The organism is Methyloglobulus sp. (assembly GCF_040079455.1).
Taxonomy (GTDB): Bacteria; Pseudomonadota; Gammaproteobacteria; order Methylococcales; family Methylomonadaceae; genus Methyloglobulus.
In genome coordinates this window covers 1-23,149 of the sequence record NZ_JBEBKJ010000058.1, presented here as the reverse complement: position 1 = coordinate 23,149, position 23,149 = coordinate 1, and the positions used below count along the sequence as shown (strand labels likewise).

Annotated in this window: 17 protein-coding genes; 10 read left to right on the top strand and 7 right to left on the bottom strand. The window is 45.9% G+C overall.

Annotation, left to right across the window (positions count from 1 at the left end):
• Nucleotides 1-249: 249 nt before the first annotated feature.
• The 3 genes from mutM to gltB all read right to left on the bottom strand — a co-directional run bounded on the left by mutM (nt 250) and on the right by gltB (nt 7,252).
• Nucleotides 250-1,065 (bottom strand): bifunctional DNA-formamidopyrimidine glycosylase/DNA-(apurinic or apyrimidinic site) lyase, encoded by an 816-nt coding sequence (mutM, locus tag ABL924_RS12570; RefSeq protein WP_349027440.1) that lies wholly within the window; start codon nt 1,063-1,065, stop codon nt 250-252.
• A gap of 100 nt (nt 1,066-1,165) precedes the next feature.
• Nucleotides 1,166-2,608, bottom strand: a complete 1,443-nt coding sequence (locus ABL924_RS12565; protein ID WP_349027439.1) for a glutamate synthase subunit beta — start codon at nt 2,606-2,608, stop codon at nt 1,166-1,168.
• 24 nt (nt 2,609-2,632) lie between these two features.
• Nucleotides 2,633-7,252 carry a glutamate synthase large subunit gene (gene gltB, locus ABL924_RS12560; RefSeq protein ID WP_349027438.1) on the bottom strand — a complete coding sequence of 1,540 codons (4,620 nt, stop codon included), beginning with the start codon at nt 7,250-7,252 and terminating at the stop codon, nt 2,633-2,635.
• A 352-nt stretch (nt 7,253-7,604) separates the two neighbouring features.
• On the opposite strand from gltB, the gene ABL924_RS12555 reads away from it, so the two are divergent.
• Nucleotides 7,605-8,822, top strand: a complete 1,218-nt coding sequence (locus ABL924_RS12555) for a UbiH/UbiF/VisC/COQ6 family ubiquinone biosynthesis hydroxylase (protein ID WP_349027437.1) — start codon at nt 7,605-7,607, stop codon at nt 8,820-8,822.
• On the opposite strand, the gene glnD is transcribed toward ABL924_RS12555, so the two are convergent.
• The gene (gene glnD / locus ABL924_RS12550; RefSeq protein WP_349027436.1) at nt 8,815-11,475 is read right to left on the bottom strand and encodes a [protein-PII] uridylyltransferase; all 2,661 of its coding nucleotides are present in this window, start codon (nt 11,473-11,475) and stop codon (nt 8,815-8,817) included. The genes ABL924_RS12555 and glnD overlap by 8 nt on opposite strands.
• The gene (gene map / locus ABL924_RS12545; protein ID WP_349027435.1) at nt 11,472-12,245 is read right to left on the bottom strand and encodes a type I methionyl aminopeptidase; all 774 of its coding nucleotides are present in this window, start codon (nt 12,243-12,245) and stop codon (nt 11,472-11,474) included. The genes glnD and map overlap by 4 nt, the downstream gene beginning before the upstream one ends.
• Nucleotides 12,246-12,546: 301 nt before the next feature.
• Here map and rpsB point away from each other — a divergent pair, with 301 nt between their 5' ends.
• From rpsB to ABL924_RS12500, 9 genes are all read left to right on the top strand, one after another.
• Complete coding sequence (gene rpsB, locus ABL924_RS12540) at nt 12,547-13,287, top strand: 30S ribosomal protein S2 (protein ID WP_349027434.1); 741 nt, start codon at nt 12,547-12,549, stop codon at nt 13,285-13,287.
• Nucleotides 13,288-13,399: 112 nt separating this feature from the next.
• Nucleotides 13,400-14,302, top strand: coding sequence for a translation elongation factor Ts (gene tsf, locus ABL924_RS12535; RefSeq protein WP_349027433.1), 903 nt, complete (start codon nt 13,400-13,402; stop codon nt 14,300-14,302).
• Between the two features lie 110 nt (nt 14,303-14,412).
• Nucleotides 14,413-15,135, top strand: a complete 723-nt coding sequence (pyrH, locus tag ABL924_RS12530) for a UMP kinase (protein ID WP_349027432.1) — start codon at nt 14,413-14,415, stop codon at nt 15,133-15,135.
• Nucleotide 15,136: 1 nt separating this feature from the next.
• Complete coding sequence (gene frr / locus ABL924_RS12525; protein WP_349027431.1) at nt 15,137-15,694, top strand: ribosome recycling factor; 558 nt, start codon at nt 15,137-15,139, stop codon at nt 15,692-15,694.
• A 14-nt stretch (nt 15,695-15,708) separates the two neighbouring features.
• A complete protein-coding gene (locus ABL924_RS12520) occupies nt 15,709-16,482 on the top strand; it encodes an isoprenyl transferase (RefSeq protein ID WP_349027430.1) in 774 nt (257 codons plus the stop codon).
• 11 nt (nt 16,483-16,493) lie between these two features.
• Complete coding sequence (locus ABL924_RS12515) at nt 16,494-17,471, top strand: phosphatidate cytidylyltransferase (protein ID WP_349027429.1); 978 nt, start codon at nt 16,494-16,496, stop codon at nt 17,469-17,471.
• The gene (ispC, locus tag ABL924_RS12510; protein ID WP_349027428.1) at nt 17,468-18,652 is read left to right on the top strand and encodes a 1-deoxy-D-xylulose-5-phosphate reductoisomerase; all 1,185 of its coding nucleotides are present in this window, start codon (nt 17,468-17,470) and stop codon (nt 18,650-18,652) included. The genes ABL924_RS12515 and ispC overlap by 4 nt, the downstream gene beginning before the upstream one ends.
• Nucleotides 18,652-20,013, top strand: coding sequence for an RIP metalloprotease RseP (gene rseP, locus ABL924_RS12505; protein WP_349027427.1), 1,362 nt, complete (start codon nt 18,652-18,654; stop codon nt 20,011-20,013). The genes ispC and rseP overlap by 1 nt, the downstream gene beginning before the upstream one ends.
• Before the next feature lie 173 nt (nt 20,014-20,186).
• The gene (locus ABL924_RS12500; protein ID WP_349027426.1) at nt 20,187-20,909 is read left to right on the top strand and encodes a DsbC family protein; all 723 of its coding nucleotides are present in this window, start codon (nt 20,187-20,189) and stop codon (nt 20,907-20,909) included.
• Nucleotides 20,910-21,104: 195 nt separating this feature from the next.
• Here the strand turns inward: ABL924_RS12500 and soxB are convergent, their stop codons facing one another.
• Together soxB and ABL924_RS12490 are read right to left on the bottom strand one after the other, a co-directional pair.
• Complete coding sequence (gene soxB, locus ABL924_RS12495) at nt 21,105-22,760, bottom strand: thiosulfohydrolase SoxB (RefSeq protein ID WP_349027425.1); 1,656 nt, start codon at nt 22,758-22,760, stop codon at nt 21,105-21,107.
• A gap of 91 nt (nt 22,761-22,851) precedes the next feature.
• Nucleotides 22,852-23,149: DNA cytosine methyltransferase (locus tag ABL924_RS12490; protein WP_349027424.1), on the bottom strand; the 298-nt coding region annotated here is incomplete at its 5' end.

Sequence of the window (23,149 nt, the reverse complement as noted above, 5' to 3'; positions counted from 1 at the left end):
AGGCTACATGGTGCTTGACAAGGGCGTCGCTTAAACTGGCTAGGTTCTTCCAGGACATAGGCTGTTGCTCGGTCTTGAATAAAGGTCTATTTTACCCGTTTTGGGGCTTGGGGGCGTGCAAAGGTCTCGATTTAATTAAACCAAATCATCGGTGATGGCTTTGACACCTTTGTGGAACACACGGGCTAGTCATAATCAAACTGGCTAGTTCAGGGTCAAGGTCAGTTAATTATGGGTAATTGCGGATCTTCACTTTTGGCAATGACTACAGAACACCGTAGAGCGGTTGGCAATCCTTATTTGCGTAAGCAATCGCAAACAGTGGACACAATGGTGACCGCCACGACCATACACTCGTAACTGCTGCTTGAAATAGCCGGGATTTCCGGCTTCATTGACAAAATTTCGTAGCGTTGTCCCGCCTTGTTGAATGGCATCTTGTAATACGGTTTTGATACAGTCGGCAAGGTGTTGATAACGTACTAAAGAGATTTTTCCGGCGTGGCGTGCGGGGTGTATGCCTGCCATGTATAAGGCTTCATTTGCGTAGATATTGCCAACTCCGACGACAATATGGCTATCCATGATGAATGACTTGGCGGGAGATTTGCGATTTCTGGATTGTTGGTAAAGATACTTACCGTCAAATTCAGATAATAGTGGTTCTGGACCTAAGTCTTTGAGTAAGTTGTGTTCTGCTGCGGGAGATTTTGTCCATAACACTGATCCGAAGCGGCGTGGGTCGTTATAACGCAGCACCGTGCCGTTGTTAAAGAGGAAGTCGATGTGGTCATGTTTATCGGCGGATTTATCTTTTGGCAATATCCGCAAGCTGCCAGACATGCCTAAATGCACGATTACTGTGCCTATATCCGTCGTGAAAAGCAGGTATTTAGCTCTTCTGAAGACTGAATTAATCCTGATACCCGCTAAGGTTTCATTCAGTGTTTCCGGTACTGGCCAGCGGAGTTGCGGTTGTCGGACAATAACCTGGTTGACTGTCTGCCCTTCAATATGTGGCGCGATACCACAGGCTGTGGTTTCGACTTCGGGTAGTTCTGGCATGGATTATTTATATCCCCCTCATCCTAACCTTCTCCCTCAAGGGAGAAGGAACTAAATCAGCATTGTCCCAGAACTAAAGGGGTATTTATTGACGTGCTTATTATCTAGGCAATTCCGAATAGCCCATCAAATATTCATCCACCGCACGGGCGGCTTGCCTACCTTCACGGATTGCCCATACCACCAAGGATTGTCCGCGTCGTCCGTCGCCGGCGGCGAAGACTTTGTCTATTGAGGTTTGGTATTGTTTTTCATTGGCTTTAATGTTTCCGCGAGGGTCGCGTTCTACGCCTAATTCTTGTAATAAGCCATCATGTATGGGATGGACAAATCCCATAGCCAAAAGTACCAAATCGGCTTGTAAGGTAAATGCGCTGTCAGGTGCTTCGCCCATTTTCCATTGACCGGCTTCTTGTTTCCATTCGACTTGAATAGCGTTTAGGTGGGTTACTTTACCGTCTTCGCCAGTAACGCTTTTCGTGTTGACGCTCCAATGGCGGTCGCATCCTTCTTCCTGTGAAGACGAGGTGCGAAATTTGTTGGGCCATAAAGGCCACGTCATCAGTTTATTTTCTTTTTCGGGCGGCTTAGGGAGGATTTCTATCTGCGTGACAGATGTTGCACCTTGTCTAATAGACGTGCCGATACAGTCAGAACCCGTATCTCCACCACCAATAACTACAACGTGCTTACCTTTCGCACTGATAGCTATATCTTCGGGAATAACGTCGCCAGCATTGCGCTTGTTTTGTTGGCGAAGGAAATCCATAGCGTAATGAATACCATCCAATTCATTGCGACCAGATACTTCTAAATCACGGGGTTTTTCGGAGCCTACCGCCAGAACGACTGCATCATAGTCAGCGAGCAGTGCTTTTGCAGATATGTTCCCGCCAATATGGCTGTTTGGCCTGAATTTAACGCCTTCAGCTTGCATTTGGGCGATGCGTTTGTCGATAAGATGTTTTTCCATCTTAAAATCGGGTATGCCATAACGTAACAAACCACCGATGCGGTCATTTTTTTCATAGATGACCACATCATGACCAGCACGGGCAAGTTGTTGGGCACAAGCCATACCTGACGGGCCTGAACCAATAACGGCAATTCTTTTGCCAGTCTTATGCAAAGGAATTTGCGGTTTAACCCAGCCCATTTCCCAACCTTTGTCGATAATGGCACATTCAATCGACTTGATAGTGACGGGTTGGTCATTCAGGTTAAGCGTACACGCAGCTTCGCAAGGTGCAGGGCAAATCCGGCCAGTAAATTCGGGGAAGTTATTCGTGCTGTGCAAAATGGCCAAGGCATGTTGCCAATCGCCCCGATGCACCATTTCATTCCAGTCCGGGATGATGTTGTTGACGGGGCAGCCATTATGGCAATAAGGAATGCCGCAATCCATACAGCGCGCGCCTTGCTGGGACATTTCCGCATCGCTAGGGACGAGTGTGAATTCCCGATAATGCTGAATACGCTCGCTCGCTGGCTTATAGCGTCGTTCAGCGCGTGGAATTTCCATAAACCCGGTTGGTTTACCCATCTTAAATACCTTCTACTTAAATTTTTATGCGGTTGCAGATATTTGCAATACCTGGATTTGCTTGAGCGCTTCGCGGTAATCGACCGGCATGACTTTGACAAAACGCGGCAAATAGACATCCCAGTTTTCCAGGATATGCCCAGCGCGCTGGCTACCTGTATAGTGTTTGTGGTTTTGTATCAAGCGTTTCAGTCGTTGCGCGTCATTACGGGTCATATCTGACATGATATGGACGCGACCATGCGTTTCCATATCGCCGCCTTGATGGGCAATGGTTTCCAGAGTTTCGTCTTCTGCGGGAATGGGTTCGAGTTCGACCATCGCCATATTGCAACGTCTGCTGAAATCGCCGATTTCATCCAGCACGTATGCCACGCCACCAGACATACCCGCAGCAAAATTGCGTCCGGTTTGACCAAGCACGACGACTACACCACCCGTCATGTATTCACAGCCATGATCGCCCACGCCTTCTACGACAGCGATAGCGCCGGAGTTGCGGACGGCAAAGCGTTCCCCAGCAATGCCATTAAAATAGCATTCTCCGCTGATTGCGCCGTATAAAACGGTGTTGCCGACTATGATATTTTCAGCGGGATTAATTTTGCATTCTTTCGGTGGCATGATGGCAATACGTCCACCGCTCATGCCTTTGCCTACGTAATCATTCCCGTCGCCTTCCAGTTCGATACTGATGCCTTGTGCCAAAAACGCACCGAAACTTTGTCCGGCAGTACCTTTGACGTGAATAGCGATATTGTCATCAGGCAAGCCTTTATGCCCATAGCGTTTGGCGACTTCACCTGACAACATCGCGCCAAACGTGCGGTTGACGTTACGAATAGGAATGTTGATCTGAACGGGTTTTCCGTGTTCCAAAGCAGGTTGTGCCTGTTTAATCAATTCATGGTCTAAAGCCTTTTCCAAGCCATGATCTTGAGCTTCGCATTGGAAAACTGCCGTGTTTTCAGCAACAGTTGGCTTGTAAAAAATCCGGCTGAAATCCAACCCTTGGGATTTCCAATGGGCAAGTGCGGGTTGCATATTGAGCTTATCGGAACGGCCAATCATTTCGTTGATGGTACGGAAACCCAGTTTCGCCATCCAGCGGCGGACATCTTCGGCGACCAGGAAGAAATAATTGACCACATGCTCTGGTTGTCCAGTAAAGCGTTTCCTCAGTTCTGGATCTTGCGTGGCAACGCCGACTGGGCAGGTATTCAAATGGCATTTACGCATCATGATACAGCCAGAAACGATCAAAGGCGCGGTTGCAAAACCGAACTCGTCAGCACCCAATAAGGCACCAATGATAACATCTCGCCCTGTACGCAAACCGCCATCAACTTGCACGGCTATACGTCCGCGAAGCTGGTTAAGCACTAAGGTTTGATGGGTTTCGGCAAGGCCAATTTCCCAAGGTAAGCCTGCATGTTTAATGGAGGTCATCGGGCTTGCGCCGGTACCGCCATCATAACCTGCAATAGTCACATGATCGGCATGGGCTTTGGATACGCCTGCCGCCACCGTGCCAACACCCACTTCAGACACCAGTTTGACGCTGATTCTGGCTTTAGGGTTAACATTTTTTAAGTCGTGGATTAACTGCGCCAGATCTTCAATCGAGTAGATATCATGGTGCGGTGGCGGTGAAATTAAACCAACACCTTGCGTGGAATGGCGCACTTTAGCGATTACGGCATCCACTTTGTGTCCTGGTAATTGTCCACCTTCACCCGGCTTCGCGCCTTGGCTGATTTTTATCTGGATGTCATCGGCATTGACCAGATATTCGGTGGTCACACCAAAACGACCAGACGCAACCTGTTTGATAGCTGAACGCATGGAATCGCCATTCGCCAAAGGTTTGAAGCGTTCTGACAACTCCCCGCCTTCACCTGTATTCGATTTGCCACCGATACGGTTCATGGCAATCGCTAAGTTGGTGTGCGCCTCGTAGGAAATCGAACCAAATGACATGGCACCGGTCGCAAAACGTTTGACGATTGCGGCTGCGGGTTCAACTTCTTCTAATGGAATTGGGTCGGCATCTTCATTGAACGACATTAAGCCGCGCAACGTCAGTAGTGTTTCGTTTTGCTCATCAATCAGGCTACAGAATTCATCAAACAACTCACGGCTGTTGCTGCGCGTGGCATGTTGTAGCTTGCTGATCGATGCCGGTGTCCAGGCATGGGCTTCACCGCGAATCCGGTAAGCGTACTCGCCGCCCACATCCAGGGCATCTCTTAACAAAGGTGCGTTGCCAAATGCAAGCCGATGACGACGTACGGTTTCTTCGCTTATTTCTGCGAGACCAGCGCCTTCGGTGGTGCTGGTTGTGCCAGTGAAATATTTTTCCAAAAAGGGTTCTGCCAAACCAATCGCATTAAAAACCTGAGCGCCGCAATAGGATTGGTAAGTAGAAATACCCATTTTGGACATTACCTTGAGCAAACCTTTGGAGACGGCTTTGACGTAGCGTTTATGCGCTTCGTATTCGCTAAGACCAGCTATGCTTTCACATAAGTTTGATAAGGTATCAAACGCTAGATAAGGGTTGATTGCTTCTGCACCATAACCTGCGAGCAATGCAAAATGCTGGACTTCCCGTGCTTCACCCGTTTCAATCACCAAACCAACTTTTGTGCGTAAACCTTCACGCGTTAAAAAATGATGGACAGCAGAAGTGGCTAACAAAGCGGGAATGGCTATATGGGTTGAATCCATATCACGGTCTGAAAGCGCGAGGATGTTATTGCCATCTTCCACAGCGCGTTTTGCCGCTACACAAAGCCTGTCCAGTGCGCCTTCCATGCCGCTTGAACCCAAATCGGTCGGATAAGATAGGCTTAAAGTTTTGGTCTTGAACACTCCGTCCGTCCGTGTTTCGATACGGCGAATTTTTTCCAGATCCTGATTGGTTAAAATCGGCTGTTCGACTTCAAGACGCATGTGTGTCCCGCCTTCATCAATACCCAGTAAGTTGGGGCGTGGGCCAATAAAAGAAACCAGGGACATCACCAATTCTTCTCGAATAGGGTCGATGGCGGGGTTAGTGACCTGTGCAAAACCCTGTTTGAAATAATCGTACAGCATACGTGGACGGTCTGATAATACCGCCAGAGCCGTATCAATTCCCATCGAACTGATTGCTTCTTGGCCAGTTTGCGCCATTGGTTTGATTAGGAATTCAATGTCTTCCTGGGTATAACCGAATGCTTGTTGCCTGTCCAGTAAGGTATTGGAATCAGGTGCCATAGCCGCAACTTCAGGTGGTAATTTAGCAAGATGTATTTGTGTTTTGCTCAACCAATCAGAATAAGGATGTGACTGGGCTAATTGGGCTTTAATTTCGGCATCGTCGATAATCCGGCCTTGCTCGGTGTCGATCAACAGCATTTTGCCGGGTTGCAAACGCCATTTTTTGATGATTTTGTGTTGCGGTACTTCGATAACACCCATTTCTGATGCCATAATAACGAAATCGTCATCAGTAACCAGATAGCGGGCGGGTCTCAGTCCATTACGGTCTAAGGTTGCGCCGATTTGCCGCCCATCGGTAAAAGCAACAGCAGCAGGGCCATCCCAAGGTTCCATCAGGGCGGCGTTGTATTCGTAGAAGGCGCGTTGTTGCTCGTCCATCAAATCGTTGCCAGCCCAGGCTTCGGGAATCAGCAACATCATGGCATGTGCCATCGAATAACCGCCAGCGACCAACAGTTCGAGTGCGTTGTCGAAACAAGCCGAATCTGATTGGCCTTCCGCAATCAAAGGCCAAAGCTTGTGAATATCGTCGCCTAACACCTTAGAAGATATGGAATGGCGACGCGCCGCCATGCCATTGACATTGCCCGTCAACGTGTTGATCTCACCATTATGGGCGATCATTCTGAACGGATGTGCCAAATCCCAAGTTGGGAAGGTGTTGGTGGAAAAACGTTGATGCACTAACGCTAATGCACTGGTAATGCGATCATCATTTAACTCAGGAAAGAAGGTGCCGACTTGATTAGCAAGCAGCATCCCTTTGTAAACAATAGTCCGTGAGGATAAGGATGGTAAGTAGAAAGCGTGGCCGCCGTCCAGCTTCAAGTCACGGACTGCATTTTCTACTTGTTTGCGAATGACGAATAACTTACGCTCGAAGGCATCTTGATCGACACAATCTGCGCCTCGACCAATAAAAACTTGTCGGATAAAGGGTTCGACAGGTTTGACAGAATAACCCAGGCTGCTGTTGTCGACTGGCACATCACGCCAACCAAGTAAGGTAGCTTTTTCTTGGTTAACGAGCTGAGCCAATAAGGTTTCACAAATGGCGCGATCTGCTTCGTTACGCGGCAAAAATACCATTCCGACAGCATAATCTCCGGCTGCTGGGAGGGGGATTCCGAGATTGGTGCACTCAACTTGAAAAAAAGCATCGGGGATTTGTAACAGGATTCCCGCGCCATCACCTGCGCATGGATCAGCACCGACTGCTCCGCGATGGGTTAAATTCTCAAGTAAATCCAATCCTTGGCGCACGATTGCATGGCTTTTTTGACCTTTAATATGGACGATAAAGCCCACGCCGCACGCATCATGTTCGTTGCGCGGATCATATAAACCTTGTCTGGACGGTAGATTACTTTGACTCATTGACACCTCTGAAGTATGTTTGATCTAAGGGTTAAGACTTTCCCTATAAACCCTCAACCGCACCTGTGTCGAACTTTTCTCCAAAGGCCGCAGTGCGGCAAAACCATTGAATCATACAGATTTGACGGTTTTTTGTCACGCAGTCTTTTGTTGTTTGTGATATCAAAAACCATCAAGACAGCTTGGCTGCTGAAATGCTGCTTTTAAATTTTGATGAGTAATTTGTGATATCTTAAATGGAGCTAAAAAAAATTCCAACTGCGCTCTGATTGATTTCTGTTTTGGCTGAGTGATCGGTGGTATTGAAACGTTGTGATTATTTCGCATTAGCATATTATATTGTTGGTTAATTATGAAACAGAGTTTTGATGTAATTATTGTAGGTGGTGGAATGGTGGGCGCTGCGGTGGCTTGTAGCCTGGGCGGCAGTGGGTTGCAGGTAGCAGTTATTGAGAATGCGCCGCCACTTACGTTTTCTCCAGAGCAACCGCATGATTTGCGTGTATCTGCACTCAGTATCGCGTCCAAAAAAATCCTTGAAACCGTTGGGGCTTGGCAAGGCATAGAAAACCGCAGGGTTTGTCCGTTTCGCCGTATGCGGGTTTGGGAAACGGCGGGGGATACCGAATTTTGCAGCGATGACATCAATTACCCCCAATTGGGTTACATCGTGGAAAACCGGGTGATTCAATTGGCTTTGCTGGATCGGCTGTCTGATTTTGACAATGTAAGCCTTATATCGCCCGTAAGCATCAATAAAATTCAGTATTCCGTTGGCTGGCCTACGGAAATTGTTTTTGATGATGGCAGGGTGTTATCGACTAAAATTTTGGTAGCTGCTGATGGTGGGCAATCTAGGGTCAGGCAAGCCGTCGGTTTGGGCGTAACTAGTTGGGATTATAAGCAACATGCATTGGTTATTTATATCGAGACAGAATACGGCCAGCAGGATATTACTTGGCAACGGTTTGTACCCACAGGGCCGCAGGCATTTTTACCATTAACCGGACATTACGGTTCTATTGTCTGGTACCACTCGCCGGATGAGGTCAGCCGGTTGAAAGCCCTTCCGCTGGATGAACTAAAAAGCGAATTAATGGCGGCATTTCCAGAGGCTCTAGGGCAGGTTAAAAAGGTATTGGCGACGGCAAGTTTCCCTTTGAAGCGCCAACATGCTCAAGCTTATGTCAAACCCGGCGTAGTGTTGGTGGGCGATGCCGCGCACATGATTAATCCGTTGGCTGGGCAGGGCGTTAATATTGGCTTGCTGGATGCGGCTGCGTTGGGTGAAGTTTTGGTTGACGCGGTTAAGCAGGGGCTTGATCCCAGTGACCTGGTGGTTTTAAAGCGTTACGAGAAAATACGCCGCAATGAAAACCTGAAGATGATGACGGTCATGGATGTTTTTTATCAGGTTTTCAGCAATGAGATTCCGCCAGTTAAATTTTTGCGGAACTTAGGTCTTGGGCTTGCTGAGCGGATTCTCCCTGCAAAAAATAAGGTGATGCGTAGTGCAATGGGTTTGGAAGGCCGGTTACCTAAACTTGCGCGAGGGAAGCCTATTATTTAACTGCTGCTGTCTTTTTGGGTTTGATATTGTCTAGGACATTGAGTAACTCTTGGCGCAGCCGTTCTTGCTTTGTTGTGTCAGAAATAGGTTGTAACTTTAAGTCAGTGATATAGAACATATCTTCGACCCGGCTACCTATCGTGGTGATTCTTGCGCTATGCAGATTGATATCCTGCCTGTTAAATACTCTACCAATTTTGGAGAGCAATCCCGACCGGTCGGTTGTTATCAATTCGAGAACAGTTTGTTTGTTCAGCGGATCCGGGTGGAACTTGATTTTGGTGGGGATAGGAAAGTGCTTGGCTTGCCTGGATTGACGATGGATATTTCTTTGCTCTTTAACGTTTTGTTGCTGCAAATTTGTCCTCAAGACATCACAGATATGCTTAATTCGGTAGCTGTCGTTGATGGGTTCGCCTGATTGTTCAAGTACTTGAAAGGTGTTCAGCACATAATCATCGTCAGTGGTCATAATTCGGGCATCCAGAATGGTCAAGCCCAATTGGTCTAATGTCGCTGTACTTAACGAAAACACCGCGCCGACATTTTTTGCATATACAAAAACTTCCGCGCTGCCTCTGCGGGTTTGTGAGCGTAGGATGACTAAAGGTAATTCCTTCTCGTTGACCGATGCGATGGCTGATGACTGCCAGATGATTTCGTCGCTAGAATAACGCAAGAAATAGTCATCACTGACGTGTTGCCATAATTGCTCGACCACGGGTTCAGTAAAACCGAGATCAACCAGCGCATCTTGCGCTTCTTTTTTGTGTTCCAGGATGCGGTCTTTTAAGGCGAGTGGATTTTGTAGACCCCGTCGTAATGCGCTGTGCGTTGCCGAATAAAGCTCTTTAAGCAACGAATCTTTCCAGGCATTCCAAAGCTCAGGGTTGGTTGCGCGGATGTCGGCGACAGTTAGCAGGTAGATATGGTTAAGGTATTCGATACTGCCGACTTTTTGGGCAAATTCATGGATTACGTCAGGGTCGCTGATGTCTTTGCGCTGCGCCGTCATGGACATCACCAGATGGTTGCGTACCAGCCAGGTAACGAGCTTAGTGTCATACGCCGAAAAGTCGTGTTGGCGGCAAAAATCCCTAGCTATATCTTCGCCAATCGTCGAGTGGTCTCCTTTTAGCCCTTTGGCAATGTCATGGAATAGCGCGGCAATAAACAAGATTTCCTGCTTGTTGATTAAGGAAAACACATCATTGCAGAACGGTAGTTCATGCTTATGCTTGTCGAGCAGAAAGCGCCGTAAGTTGCGGATAACGAATAGCGTGTGTTCATCCACCGTATAGATGTGGAACAAATCATATTGCATACGGGCAACGATGTTGGCAAAACAGGGTAGATAAGCGGCCAAAACGCCGTAACGGTTCATTCGCCTAAGCTGGGTTGTAATGCCATGTGGTTGCCGGAAGATCTCCATAAATAAGTAGTTTGCGGCCTTGTTTGTACGAAAACTGTCGTCAATAAGGCACAAGTTTTTACGGATCAGCCGGATCGTCGTAGCACGGACACCCTTAAGTGTCGTGTTTTTTTGCAGGATGAGGAAGATTTCCAGCAAGGATAAGGGTTGGCGTTCAAAAACCTTATCATCTTTGGCTTCTATGTAATGGTTGATGACGACAAAATGATCGTTCAGTGGTTCGGCTGCCCTGCTGGATTCGCCCAGGACAAAGCGTTCATTAAACAATTGCAGCAGCATTTCATTCAGGCGTTGTAGCTCCAAGATGGTCTTGAAATAGAACTGCATGAATTGCTCGACATCTTCGTTGTATTTCTGGTTTTCCGTACTGAAACCGAATTGTTGGGCGAGATCGCGCTGGTAATCGAAAATCAACCGGTCTTCGCTGCGGCCTGTAAGCAGGTGTAAGGCATAGCGAATCCGCCACAAGACGTGCAGACCGGAAATCAGTTGCTTGTATTCGGATTCCGGCAAAAAACCGTATTGAATCAACTCCCGCAAGGTTTTGGAGTTGTATTGGCGCTTAAATACCCAGGTTATAACCTGCATATCGCGTAAGCCACCAGGCCCTTCCTTGACATTGGGTTCAAGGTTGTAAGCGGTATCGTGGTATTTCGCGTGGCGTAGCTGTTGCTCCAGCATTTTGGCGGCAAAAAACTGGTCAGAAGGCCATATTTTATCGGGCGTTATTTCATTCTTCAGCGTTTGGTAACGCATCGTGTTGCCCGTAATCAGCCGATTTTCCATGATGTTGGTCATGATGGATTGGTCGTCTAATGCCGCCGCCACGCATTGCTCAATCGTACGTACGCTTTGCCCAGGCTTTAAGCCAATATCCCACAGGAAGGTAAGGAAGTGGGTGATCATTTCCTGATAAACGGAAACATTCTTGTCATCCAAAATGATGACAATATCTATATCGGAATGCGGAAATAGCTCTCGTCTACCATAACCGCCAACAGCGATTAAGCAGAGATTGTCGGCTTGGATACCGAGAAAATGTTGCCAACTTGCGGTTAATATTGCGTCGATAAAATCAGAATTTTCATTGAGCAGATCTTTGACCGAAAGATGTGGGTCAAATTTTTGTTGCAGTTCCAGATGATTTTGCTTAATAAGCTGCTTGAATTCTTGCAACTTTTCTTTTAATGACAGCCAGTCGGAACTGATCATTTTATTCATGCCAAAGCCATTTCTTCCTGCCGTAAGGTCAAGATTTCATAACCTTTTTCGGTAACCAGAACGGTATGCTCCCATTGGGCAGACAGGCTGTGGTCTTTAGTGACTGCCGTCCAGCCGTCCGCTAAGACCTTAACGTGGCGTTTGCCTAGGTTAATCATAGGCTCAATCGTAATTATCATGCCTGCTTCCAGCACTTCGCCTTCGCCAGCTTTGCCGTAATGTAAGACATGGGGATCTTCATGGAAGTTTTTGCCGATGCCATGTCCGCAAAATTCCCTAACGACCGAGTAGCGGTTACTTTCGGCGTAATGTTGTATTGCCTCGCCAATGTCCCCTAAGGTTGCGCCATGTTTGACTTGTTTAATACCGAGATACATGGCTTCCTGGGTGATTTTTATAAGCCGTTTGGCGTGCGGACTAACTTCACCTACGCAAAACATTTTGCTGGTATCACCATGATAACCGTCTTTAATCACGGTAATATCGACATTGATAATATCTCCGGATTTTATTTTTTTATCGCTGGGAATGCCGTGGCAGACCGTATGATTGATAGATGTGCAGATGGATTTCGGAAAGCCGCGATAATTAAGCGGAGCCGGTATAGTGCCTTGGGTATTTACGATGTAGTCATGACAGATAGTATTTAACTCGTCTGTTGTCACCCCAGGTACAACATGAGGTTCAATCATTTCTAAGACTTCGGCGGCCAGCTTTCCGGCGACACGCATTTTTTCAATTTCGCTTTCGGTTTTAATGGTGATAGACATAACAGATACAAGGCAAAAGACGTAAAGAAAAGGCTAAAAGTCCAAATTGCATAGGTTTTTAACCTTGTGCCTTTTGTCTTGTGCCTATGTAATATCTGTGATTTTAACAGAGTTCGGCTTGTTGTAAAAAGTTGATTATGGTATAAAGACGAGTTGATTTACACAACAAATACTCACGCCTATCGTCACGCTTGGTAGGGTGCTGGCTTCATTTAGTTAAAGCTGGTTACCAGGCGGGATAAGCGGAGGCTTAACCCAACCCGAAATCAAGGTTTCGGAAATATAATCTTAGGAGTAATGAATGTCAGCAGTATCAATGCGTCAAATGCTTGAAGCGGGCGTCCACTTTGGACACCAAACCCGTTATTGGAATCCTAAAATGGCTAATTACCTGTTCGGTTCCCGTAACAAAATCCATATTATCAATTTGGAAAAAACGCTTCCAATGTTTAATGACGCGATGAACTATCTTGGTCAAGTAACAGCAAACAAAGGCACTGTGCTTTTGGTTGGTACTAAAAAAGCAGCTCGTAAACTGGTTGCTGAAGAAGCGGCGCGTTGCGGTATGCCTTATGTTAATCACCGCTGGTTAGGCGGCATGTTAACCAATTTTAAAACCATAAAAAAATCAATTACCCGCCTTAAAGAACTGGAAGCCATGAAGGCAGATGGCACTTTATACCAACGCTTTGGCAAAAAAGAAGCTTTGGGCATGGAGCGCGAACTGGAAAAACTTGAACGCAGCTTAGGCGGAATTAAAGACATGAAAGGCGTTCCTGATGTCATTTTCGTACTGGATGTCGGTTACGAAAAAAACGCCATCAGTGAAGCAAAAAAATTAGGCATCCCCGTGGTTGGCGTTGTTGATTCCAACAATTCACCAGAAGGCATTGATTACATCATTCCTGGCAACGACGATTCAATCAGGGCGGTAAAGCTCTATTGTGAAAGCGTTTCTGCAACGGTCATGGATGCTAAATCGGCAGGCTTGGGTTTGTCAGCTAAAGCCGATGATTTTGTTGAAGAATCAGTAGCAGAATAAGCTTTGCTAATGCGGTTTATTTAGGTCGCAACTTAACGACTGGTGATATGTAGTTCAAAACGCCTCCTTTTGGGGGCGTTTTTATAGTGATGAATAACGAGAGATTACAAACATGAGCAATACAATTAGTGCAGTAATGGTTAAGGAGCTGCGTGAGCGCACGGGTTCCGGCATGATGGAATGCAAAAAAGCCTTGGTTGAAACTAACGGTGATATGGAATTAGCCATTGAAAATATGCGTAAATCCGGCTTAGCCAAAGCGGATAAAAAATCAGGTCGTATAGCGGCAGAAGGCATTATTGGCGTAAAAGTCAGTGACGATGGCAAGACAGTCGTTATGGCGGATGTTAACTGCGAAACTGATTTTGTTGCCAAGGCGGATGATTTCGTTAAATTTGTCGGCAGTATCACCACCGCTTTGTTGACTGCGCCTGTTAAGACTGACGATGAGTTATCGTCTATGCCGTTAGCTGATGGACAGACGGTTGAAGAATTACGCAGGAGTCTGATTGCTAAATTAGGTGAAAACATAACCGTCAGACGTTTTCAAAAATACCAGACCGCAAGCGGTGGCACAGCGTGTTACCTACATGGCAGCAAAATTGGTGTGATGATTGAGTTGACCGCAGCCGATCCTGAGCTAGGCAAAGACATCGCCATGCACATCGCTGCAAGTAAGCCTATATGTGTATCCGAAGACGAAGTTTCACCAGAAACTATCGAAAAAGAAAAAGAAATTTTTCGGGCGCAAGCAGCGGAAAGTGGCAAACCCGCCGATATTATTGAAAAAATGGTGACAGGCCGCATCAGTAAGTTTTTTGGTGAAATTACCTTGTTAGGCCAACCATTTATTAAAGACGACAAGCTAACAGTCGCCAAATTAGTGGCATCTAAAGGAAATTCAGTCGTCGGTTTTACCCGCTTTGAAGTCGGTGAAGGCATCGAGAAAAAAGAAGGCAATTTTGCCGACGAAGTGATGGAGCAAGTAAGAGCCAGTGAAGGTAAAACCGACTAACTATAGCGACTGATAGTTGACTTAATCCGGTATGAAATCGCTATAAGTAAGAATATGATCTGCCCACTTGAGTACGTTAACCTAACTACAAACACTCATCTAAAAACGTTATGACAGATACAATTTGCCAAAGAATATTGCTGAAATTGAGCGGTGAAGCGTTAATGAGTGAAGCTGGCGGTAGCATTGATGCCGATATACTCAAACGTTTGGCTCTGGAAATCATAGAGTTATGCGGCATGGGTATTCAGGTAGGCTTGGTTATTGGCGGCGGCAACATTTTACGTGGTGCTCAAAAAGCCGCTGAAGGTTTGGATCGCGTAACTGGCGACCAAATGGGTATGCTGGCAACCGTTATTAACGCTTTGGCGATGCAAGATGCGCTTGAACATTTGGGTCAGCAAGTCAGGGTGATGTCGGCGTTGAAAATCAATCAGGTATGTGAAGACTACATCCGTCGCCGAGCCGTGCGACATTTGGAAAAAGGTCGGGTGGTCATTTTTGCGGCGGGTACAGGCAACCCGTTTTTTACGACCGATTCCGCAGCCAGTCTTAGGGCTATCGAAATCAATGCGGAATTGATGATTAAAGCAACTAAAGTTAAAGGCGTGTATTCCGCCGATCCTGAAAAAGTCAAAGATGCGATTTTTTACCCGCACTTAACGTATGATGAGGCTTTAGATCAACGCCTTAACGTCATGGATACAACCGCGTTAGTTTTATGTCGCGACAATAATGTCCCTATGCGGGTCATGAATATTTTTGAACCAGGTGCTATAAAAAGATTGATGCTAGGCGAAGAGATAGGTTCGCTTATTGAACGAGGAACGTAATATGATTAGTGATATTCAACAGGGTGCTGCAACCCGTATGGGCAAAAGTATAGAAGCCCTGAAACATGAGTTTTCTAAAATCAGAACGGGGCGGGCGCATCCCAGTTTGCTGGATCAAATTACCGTCTCATACTACGGCAATGAATCGACTTTGTCGCAAGTCGCTAATATCGCAGTAGAAGATGCACGTACATTGACCATCACACCCTGGGAAAAGGCCATGGTTCAGGCGATAGAAAAAGCTATATTAAAATCCGATTTGGGTTTAAATCCTGCGACAAATGGCATGGTTATTCGTATACCATTACCTTCGCTTACTGAAGAACGCCGCCGGACTCTGGTAAAAGTCGTTAAAAATGAAGCCGAGAATGGCCGTGTTGCGATCCGAAATATTCGCCGTGATGCCAATGCGGAAATCAAAGATGCCCTCAAAGAAAAACTTGTCTCCGAAGATGAAGCACACAACGGTGAAGAAAAAATTCAAAAATTAACCGATCAGTACGTCAAAGAAGTCGAGAAGTTGTTAGAAGCAAAAGAAGCCGACCTTTTGTCTATTTAATGATGAGTTAGTCAATGGCTGCTGCTGATAACCCTGATTTTATAACCCAAAACGGGTTGCCCCGCCATATCGCCATTATCATGGATGGTAATGGCAGATGGGCGCAAAAACGCTTTATGCCGCGTGCATTCGGTCACCAAGCGGGCGTTAAGGCGGTCAGAAAAATTGTTGAACACAGTGCCAATAAGGGAATAGAAGTATTAACATTGTTTGCGTTCAGCAGCGAGAATTGGCGTAGACCTAAAGAAGAAGTTTCCTTGTTAATGAAGTTGTTTGTTGAAACGCTGAAAAGGGAAATCAGCACACTCGATAAAAATAATATTTGTGTGCGATTTATCGGCGATAGATCGGCATTCCCTGATACCTTGCAACAAATAATGACAGAAGGCGAAGCACGGACAAAAGACAATAAAGCCTTGACCTTAGTGATTGCCGCTAACTACGGTGGACATTGGGATATAGCTCAGGCGTTTCAGAAAGTCGTCGATAAAATGGCGACTGGAGAATTAACCAAACAACCCATTAGCCCACTATTAGTTAGTGAACATTTATCTACCGCTGGTTTGCCGGATCCTGATCTTTTTATACGCACAGGTGGTGAACAAAGAGTCAGTAATTTTTTATTATGGCAATTAGCTTACGCAGAGTTCTATTTCACCGATACACTCTGGCCGGATTTTAACCAGAATTCATTGAACGAGGCCATCAATAGCTTTAAAGGTCGCCAAAGGCGCTTTGGACATACTGGTGAGCAAATACTCAATAAATCAGCTTCATTTCAACCCTAGACAATAAAAAAATGTTATTACAGCGAGTAATTACCGCCGCCATTCTGGTGCCTCTGGTCGTCATGGCAGTTTTTCAGTTACCAGGGGAGTATTTTTCTTTGGTGTTTGGCCTGATTATGCTGATGGCGGCTTGGGAATGGAGTCATCTAATCGGAATCAACCAGCCATACAAGAAATACTTGTTTCTACTAAGCCTTATTGTGCCGATGCTATGGTTACATTTTTGGACGCAATTCCTTGAAGGCTTGCAATATGTCATCGAAACCGGACAACAAGACATTTATCAGTACGTCAAAAAAGCTGGCTGGACATCCATTAGTACGTTCATGGAATACCTTAATATACCGGATGTCAGGCTGTATTCAGGGGCGTTAGAGTGGTTAGTTATTCCACCGGTGATTTTTTGGGTGTTGGTTATGATACTCATCAAGCACTCACCAACAGGTGTACTACAGTTGGAATTAAAGCCTCGTAACAAAGCATTAATAGGTTGGTTTGTTTTAATGTCGGCATGGTTGTTTTTTGTCCGCTTAAGAATTCTTTACGGCGCAGAAATGACAATGTATTTCTTAGTGCTGATTTGGGCTGCAGACATTGCCGCTTTTTTTGTCGGGAAAAAGTTTGGTCAATCAAAGCTCGCACCGGAAATTAGTCCTGGTAAAACCATGGCGGGTTTTTATGGCGCATTATTAGCTGGTTTAGTCTGTGGTATTTTATTATGCCTGATTTATAGCTTCCCGCTGATGAACGCTTCTGACGTGGTATTACTGTCAATATTAACCGTATTAATTTCAATATTTGGGGACTTATTCTTTAGTGTGGTCAAACGCCAAAGTGGCGTGAAGGAAAGCGGTTCCATACTGCCTGGTCATGGTGGAATACTTGATAGACTGGACAGCCTGATTGCAGCAGCGCCATTTTTCTACGCGGGTATCTACCTGATTTACAGAATAATTGAAGATGCTCAAGCAACAGGTGCGGCTGGATGAAGGGACTCTGCATATTGGGCGCAACTGGTTCAATCGGTGTAAGTACCCTGGATGTCGCCGCGCGGCATCCACACCTCTACAAAATCGTAGCGTTAACAGCAAACACAAACATTGATGATCTATTCGAGCAATGCCTCACGCATCATCCCGAGTATGCCGTTGTCGTAAATAAAGAAAAATCTAAAGAATTCCAACATAAAATCAGCAATTCTGTTGTGGCCGACATCAAGGTACTGACAGGCACTAAGGCACTGGAAGAAGTCGCTACGTTGGATGAAGTGGATTCGGTGATGGCAGCCATCGTCGGTGCGGCGGGATTGTTGCCCAGCCTTGCCGCCGCTAAAGTCGGTAAAACCGTTTTGCTCGCCAATAAAGAAGCCTTGGTGATGTCTGGGGGTATTTTCATGGATGCGGTCACGGCATCAGGCGCACATTTACTACCCATAGACAGCGAACATAACGCCATCTTCCAGTGTATGCCTGCTCACTATAAAACAGGCACTGAGGGCAAGCAGGTCAGACGCATCTTATTGACAGCATCAGGCGGCCCTTTTCGGGAAATGCCGATAGAACAAATGGCAAAGGTTACGCCAGAACAAGCAGTCGCTCACCCCAACTGGGATATGGGCAAAAAAATCTCTGTGGATTCAGCCACCATGATGAACAAAGGCTTGGAAATGATCGAAGCCTGCCTGTTATTCAACATGTCGCCAGATCAGATACAAGTCGTTATCCATCCGCAAAGCGTGATTCATTCGATGGTCGATTATGTCGATGGCACTGTGTTAGCACAAATGGGCAATCCTGATATGCGAATTCCGATTGCTCATGCGATGGCTTGGCCGGAACGTTTTGATTCAGGAGCAAAGCCGCTCAATATCTTTGATGTTCGCCGCATGGATTTTGAAGAACCGAATCTGGAACGTTTTCCCTGCTTGCGCCTAGCTTATAAGGCGATTAATGCTGGAGGCACCATGCCTGCCGTGCTGAATGCCGCGAACGAGATCGCCGTTGAAGCCTTCTTGGATCGACGCATCAAATTCACCGATATTCCCGTTATTATCGAGCAATGTATGGATATTATTGCCGTCGCAGTGGCAGACACTTTGGCGGTTATTTTGGATCACGACCAGCAAGCAAGAGTGGTTGCCAATCAGATTATTGCTGATATGGTTAATTGATGGATTTTTTACACACCGTATTTTTTTTCATCGTCGCCGTAGGCATTCTGGTTTCATTTCATGAATTCGGACATTTCTGGGTTGCGCGTAAAACAGGGGTAAAGGTATTACGGTTTTCCGTAGGTTTTGGTAAAGTGCTATGGTCATACCAAAAAACGCCCAATGATACCGAATACGTCTTATCAGCGATCCCCTTAGGTGGCTACGTCAAGATGGTTGATGAACGGGAAGGTTCGGTTAAAGCCGAAGACCTGCCTTTTGCCTTCAACCGCCAATCATTATGGGTCAGGACTGCCATTGTAGCAGCAGGCCCTGCATTCAACTTGATGTTAGCTATTGCTCTGTTTTGGGGCGTTCTGGTGTTGGGCGAAACTGGTCTGAAACCTGTATTAGGTGAAGTCAAACAAGGCACGTTTGCTGCGGCAGCGGGTTTTGTGGAAGGCGAAGAAATTATCTCAGTTAATGACAAAGCCACCAAAACCTGGACAGAGGCAATGGGTACTATTGTTACCTCTGCAATGGATGGCGATCCAAGCATCAAAGTTAAGGTAAAGAATCTTGCTGATGAACAAAATGAGCGAGTACTTACCTTTACTGAAAGTGACGCGCAAGATTCCGAAAAGCTCTTCGACCGTTTAGGTTTCAAGCCGTGGTCACCGAAGATCAAACCAATCATCAATGAAGTACTTCCCAATGGCGCAGCCTTGGCTGCTGGTCTTAAAAAAGACGATTTAATCATCAGCGCAGACGGAAAACCGATAGCCGATTGGATGCAATGGGTAGATTATGTAAAAAAATGCCCGGATATTACAATCAGCGTAATCGTAGATCGCCAAGGAACACGCTTAACCCTGCCGATAACGCCAAAAAGCGAACAAACCGGTGATAAAACTGAAGGTAAAATCGGCGCATCCGTCGTTATGCCGGAAGGCTTGATGAAATCCATGACGGTTGAATATTCTTTATCGCCACTTGATGCCATTCCAGAAGCATTCAAAACGACCTACGATTATTCCATTACGACCTTGAAGATGATGGGCAAAATGCTCATCGGCAAGGCTTCAGTTAAAAATTTGAGTGGCCCAATCAGTATTGCCCAGATTGCAGGACAATCAGCCAGTATGGGGCTGGTCTATTTCATTAGATTCATGGCGTTGGTCAGCGTAAGCTTAGGCGTTTTGAATTTATTGCCGATACCTGTGCTCGATGGCGGTCATCTCCTATTTTTCGGCGTAGAAGCTATCAAAGGCAGTCCTGTTTCAGAAAAAGCACAGATTTTTTTCCAGCAAATTGGTATGGCATTGTTAATGTTGCTGATGGTGACGGCTATGGTTGTTGACGTGCAGCGCTTGTTTGATTAAAGAATCCTCGAATGAGTTACCGTTCGTCCTGAATCCTTCGACACACCCAGAAGAGCCTTGTCGAAGGACTTAAATCTAGGTCATATTAGCAAAACTTTATTGTCATCATCTGAACGAATTATAAGCCGATAACTCCTACTCTCGAATCATTTCACTTCTACCAGAGAACCCCCATGAAAAAAATCACCCAGATCACCGGATTATTGCTATCAATGTTTATGCTTCCTTTTGCCAACGCAGACGAAGCCGCGATTAAGCAGGCATTGGGAAAATCCATGCCTACCGCAAAAATCGAATCCATCAAGCCTTCTGAAATTAAAGGTGTTTATGAAGTCGTATTAGGTTCTAGCATTTATTACGTATCTGAAGATGGTAAGTATTTGCTGCAAGGACGTTTGGTTGATGTGGCGAACCGTACGGATTTAACGGAACAAAAACTGGGGGCAACTCGTAAAGCGGCATTGGAAAGAATAGGTACGGACAATATGATCGTATTCAAACCCAAAATAGCTAAATACAAAGTATCCATCTTCACTGACATCGACTGCGGCTATTGCCGCAAACTACATTCCGAAATTGACCAATACCTAGCGGAAGGCATCACGATTCAATACCTGTTCTTCCCAAGAGCCGGAAAAGGTTCAGATTCCTACGATAAAGCGGTATCGGTCTGGTGCGCTAAAGACCGCAACGCAGCTTTAACCGCAGCGAAAAAAGATCACAGCCTGGAAAAGAAAACCTGTGTTAATCCGGTTGATAAACACATGCAATTGGCTGCCGAATTTGAAGTAAAAGGTACGCCGATGATAGTCACCGAAAATGGCAATATTTATCCTGGGTATTTGCCTGCAAAACAATTGCTTGAAGCCTTGCAAGGCGAGAAAACTTCCCAATAAACTTGGGATGTCTTGAGGAACGCTTGAAGTTCTCGTGATTACAAAAAACTAACAGTAAACGATATCCCTCTTGCCGTGTTGCACTACAATGCCGTAAGAGGGTCTTTCAAATATCCTCGGTTATACTCAGATAACCAAGATAAAGAAAACTCCGAATTAGCCGCATTTTATATATGCGAATTCCAAGATCCTTTATTATTGCTGCTTCAAATAATCCACCAACACATCAACCATTGGCCTTCCATCTGCTATTTGATTGACCGATGCCCAGCTAGACACTGAATAAGCTTTTTTTGCATCTAGCAAAGTACCATTACATAAGCGCATTTGGCTGATTCTTTGCCCAATATCAGCATTGGGTTTACAGTAAAATGTCATGCCCCCTGCCCTCACCATATCACCACCTTGTTGATAATATGGATCTCTATTGAACAGATTATCAGCTACGTCTTCCAGGATGGTTTTTATCTCACTGCCAGCCAGGTTGCGGCGCAAGGTATTTGGATAAGTAATTGCTGTATGGTTCATCACCTCTTCGTAGGTAATGGTTTGTCCAGGCAACAATGTAGTACCCCAGCGAAAACCGGGCGACAAGGCAATCTGCGACTCGTTTACCGACAACAAAGCATCCAACAGCAGTTGATCAAATGTGCCTTTGTAAGTGTCCCGCCGATATAACAACTTATCGGCAATGCCCAGTGGTTGCTGTAGTTTTTCCAGATAAGGTTTTCTTAGCGTATTGATTAACCGCTGCATTTCTGCATCAGGCTCAAGCAGATTGGAAAAAACCGGCAATAAGCGATAGCGCAAATCGCGTAAGCGGTTTTGCCTAATATCCAAATCCAACACCGCCAAAAACTTGCCATGACTTCCGGCATTGGTCACGCAAGTTTTACCGCCACTATTTTTTACCCATATCGGTTTGGGGATGGCATCGTGGGTATGCCCTCCTAAGATCACATCAATACCCGTCACCCTGGATGCCAGCTTTAAATCGATATCCATGCCGTTATGGGAGAGCAGGATAATCACATCGGCACTTTTTTGCTGCCGGATTTCAGTAACCGTCTTTTGCAACCGCTGCTCTTGAATACCGAACTGCCATTCGGGAACCAGTCGTTTTGGATTGGCGATGGGCGTATACGGATAGGCTTGCCCAATGATGGCGATGCGTGCATTGTTGAATTGCTTAATCACATAAGGCTGAAAAATCAAATCTGATTCCGCGCCGGAAGCAAACTGTGCTTCCTCGGTAAGCGACACGTTTTGGGCAACGAAGTCGCCGTTAAACCGTTTGAGATTAGCACTTACCCGGGCGCTGCCATAAGTAAACTCCCAATGTCCGGTCATGACATCGACACCCAACAGATTGCAAGCCGCCAGCATGTCTGCCCCTTGCGTCCACAATGAAGTCGCCGAACCCTGCCAAGTATCGCCGCCGTCTAATAACAAAAAATTTCCGTGCGGACTGGACTGTTTGATCTGTTTGATCAACGTCGCCAAATGCGCGAACCCTCCCATTTTTCCGTAAACAGCCGCCGCTTCGGCAAAATCAAGATGCGTAAAGGCATAAGCCTCCCGCGACCCTGGTTTAATGCCAAAAAAACCCAGAAATTCCTTACCTGCTAAGTGTGGAGGTTGCCTATAAGAACCGCCAACGCCGATATTGACCGAAGGCTCCCGGTAATAAACTGGCAATAACTGGGCATGACAATCGGTCATGTGCATCAAAGTCACATTACCAAAATCCGATGAGGGGTAAAGCGTGTCAGGAATGGAAGAAAAGCAGGAAATTAATCCTGGTGAAAGCCCCAACAAACCTAGATACTGCAAAAATTGACGGCGAATCATGGTGTTTTTTGTAAAAACAATGGGGTTTATCAATGGTATCAAAAATCATTCTGTACGCTGGGTTGATATAACCAGCTTATAGAATTAGGGATTATCCATCGTGAAAACATCCCGTCTCCATTATTGCTTGCACCAGCATTTGTATTACAGGCACTGAAACACTATTGCCTACTAATTTCATCCATCGGCTCCGTGACTCCGGCAGTATAAAATTTTTCGGAAAACCCTGGATTAAACAGGCTTCTTCCTTGGATATTTTGCGGTATAGGTTTTTGTGGAATATCTCATTGAGAAACGCTTGCTTGTAGCTTTGTTCATCCTCTGCCTCAATATCCTTCAAGGCAACAAAGTCATTGGTATCACTCGCTACTAAAGTTGGGAACGCTTCG

Coding starts and splice junctions, on each gene's coding strand:
- mutM (WP_349027440.1), bottom strand. CDS start 1,065: ATGCCAGAACTACCCGAAGTCGAAACCACAGCCTGTGGTATCGCGCCA.
- ABL924_RS12565 (WP_349027439.1), bottom strand. CDS start 2,608: ATGGGTAAACCAACCGGGTTTATGGAAATTCCACGCGCTGAACGACGC.
- gltB (WP_349027438.1), bottom strand. CDS start 7,252: ATGAGTCAAAGTAATCTACCGTCCAGACAAGGTTTATATGATCCGCGC.
- ABL924_RS12555 (WP_349027437.1), top strand. CDS start 7,605: ATGAAACAGAGTTTTGATGTAATTATTGTAGGTGGTGGAATGGTGGGC.
- glnD (WP_349027436.1), bottom strand. CDS start 11,475: ATGAATAAAATGATCAGTTCCGACTGGCTGTCATTAAAAGAAAAGTTG.
- map (WP_349027435.1), bottom strand. CDS start 12,245: ATGTCTATCACCATTAAAACCGAAAGCGAAATTGAAAAAATGCGTGTC.
- rpsB (WP_349027434.1), top strand. CDS start 12,547: ATGTCAGCAGTATCAATGCGTCAAATGCTTGAAGCGGGCGTCCACTTT.
- tsf (WP_349027433.1), top strand. CDS start 13,400: ATGAGCAATACAATTAGTGCAGTAATGGTTAAGGAGCTGCGTGAGCGC.
- pyrH (WP_349027432.1), top strand. CDS start 14,413: ATGACAGATACAATTTGCCAAAGAATATTGCTGAAATTGAGCGGTGAA.
- frr (WP_349027431.1), top strand. CDS start 15,137: ATGATTAGTGATATTCAACAGGGTGCTGCAACCCGTATGGGCAAAAGT.
- ABL924_RS12520 (WP_349027430.1), top strand. CDS start 15,709: ATGGCTGCTGCTGATAACCCTGATTTTATAACCCAAAACGGGTTGCCC.
- ABL924_RS12515 (WP_349027429.1), top strand. CDS start 16,494: ATGTTATTACAGCGAGTAATTACCGCCGCCATTCTGGTGCCTCTGGTC.
- ispC (WP_349027428.1), top strand. CDS start 17,468: ATGAAGGGACTCTGCATATTGGGCGCAACTGGTTCAATCGGTGTAAGT.
- rseP (WP_349027427.1), top strand. CDS start 18,652: ATGGATTTTTTACACACCGTATTTTTTTTCATCGTCGCCGTAGGCATT.
- ABL924_RS12500 (WP_349027426.1), top strand. CDS start 20,187: ATGAAAAAAATCACCCAGATCACCGGATTATTGCTATCAATGTTTATG.
- soxB (WP_349027425.1), bottom strand. CDS start 22,760: ATGATTCGCCGTCAATTTTTGCAGTATCTAGGTTTGTTGGGGCTTTCA.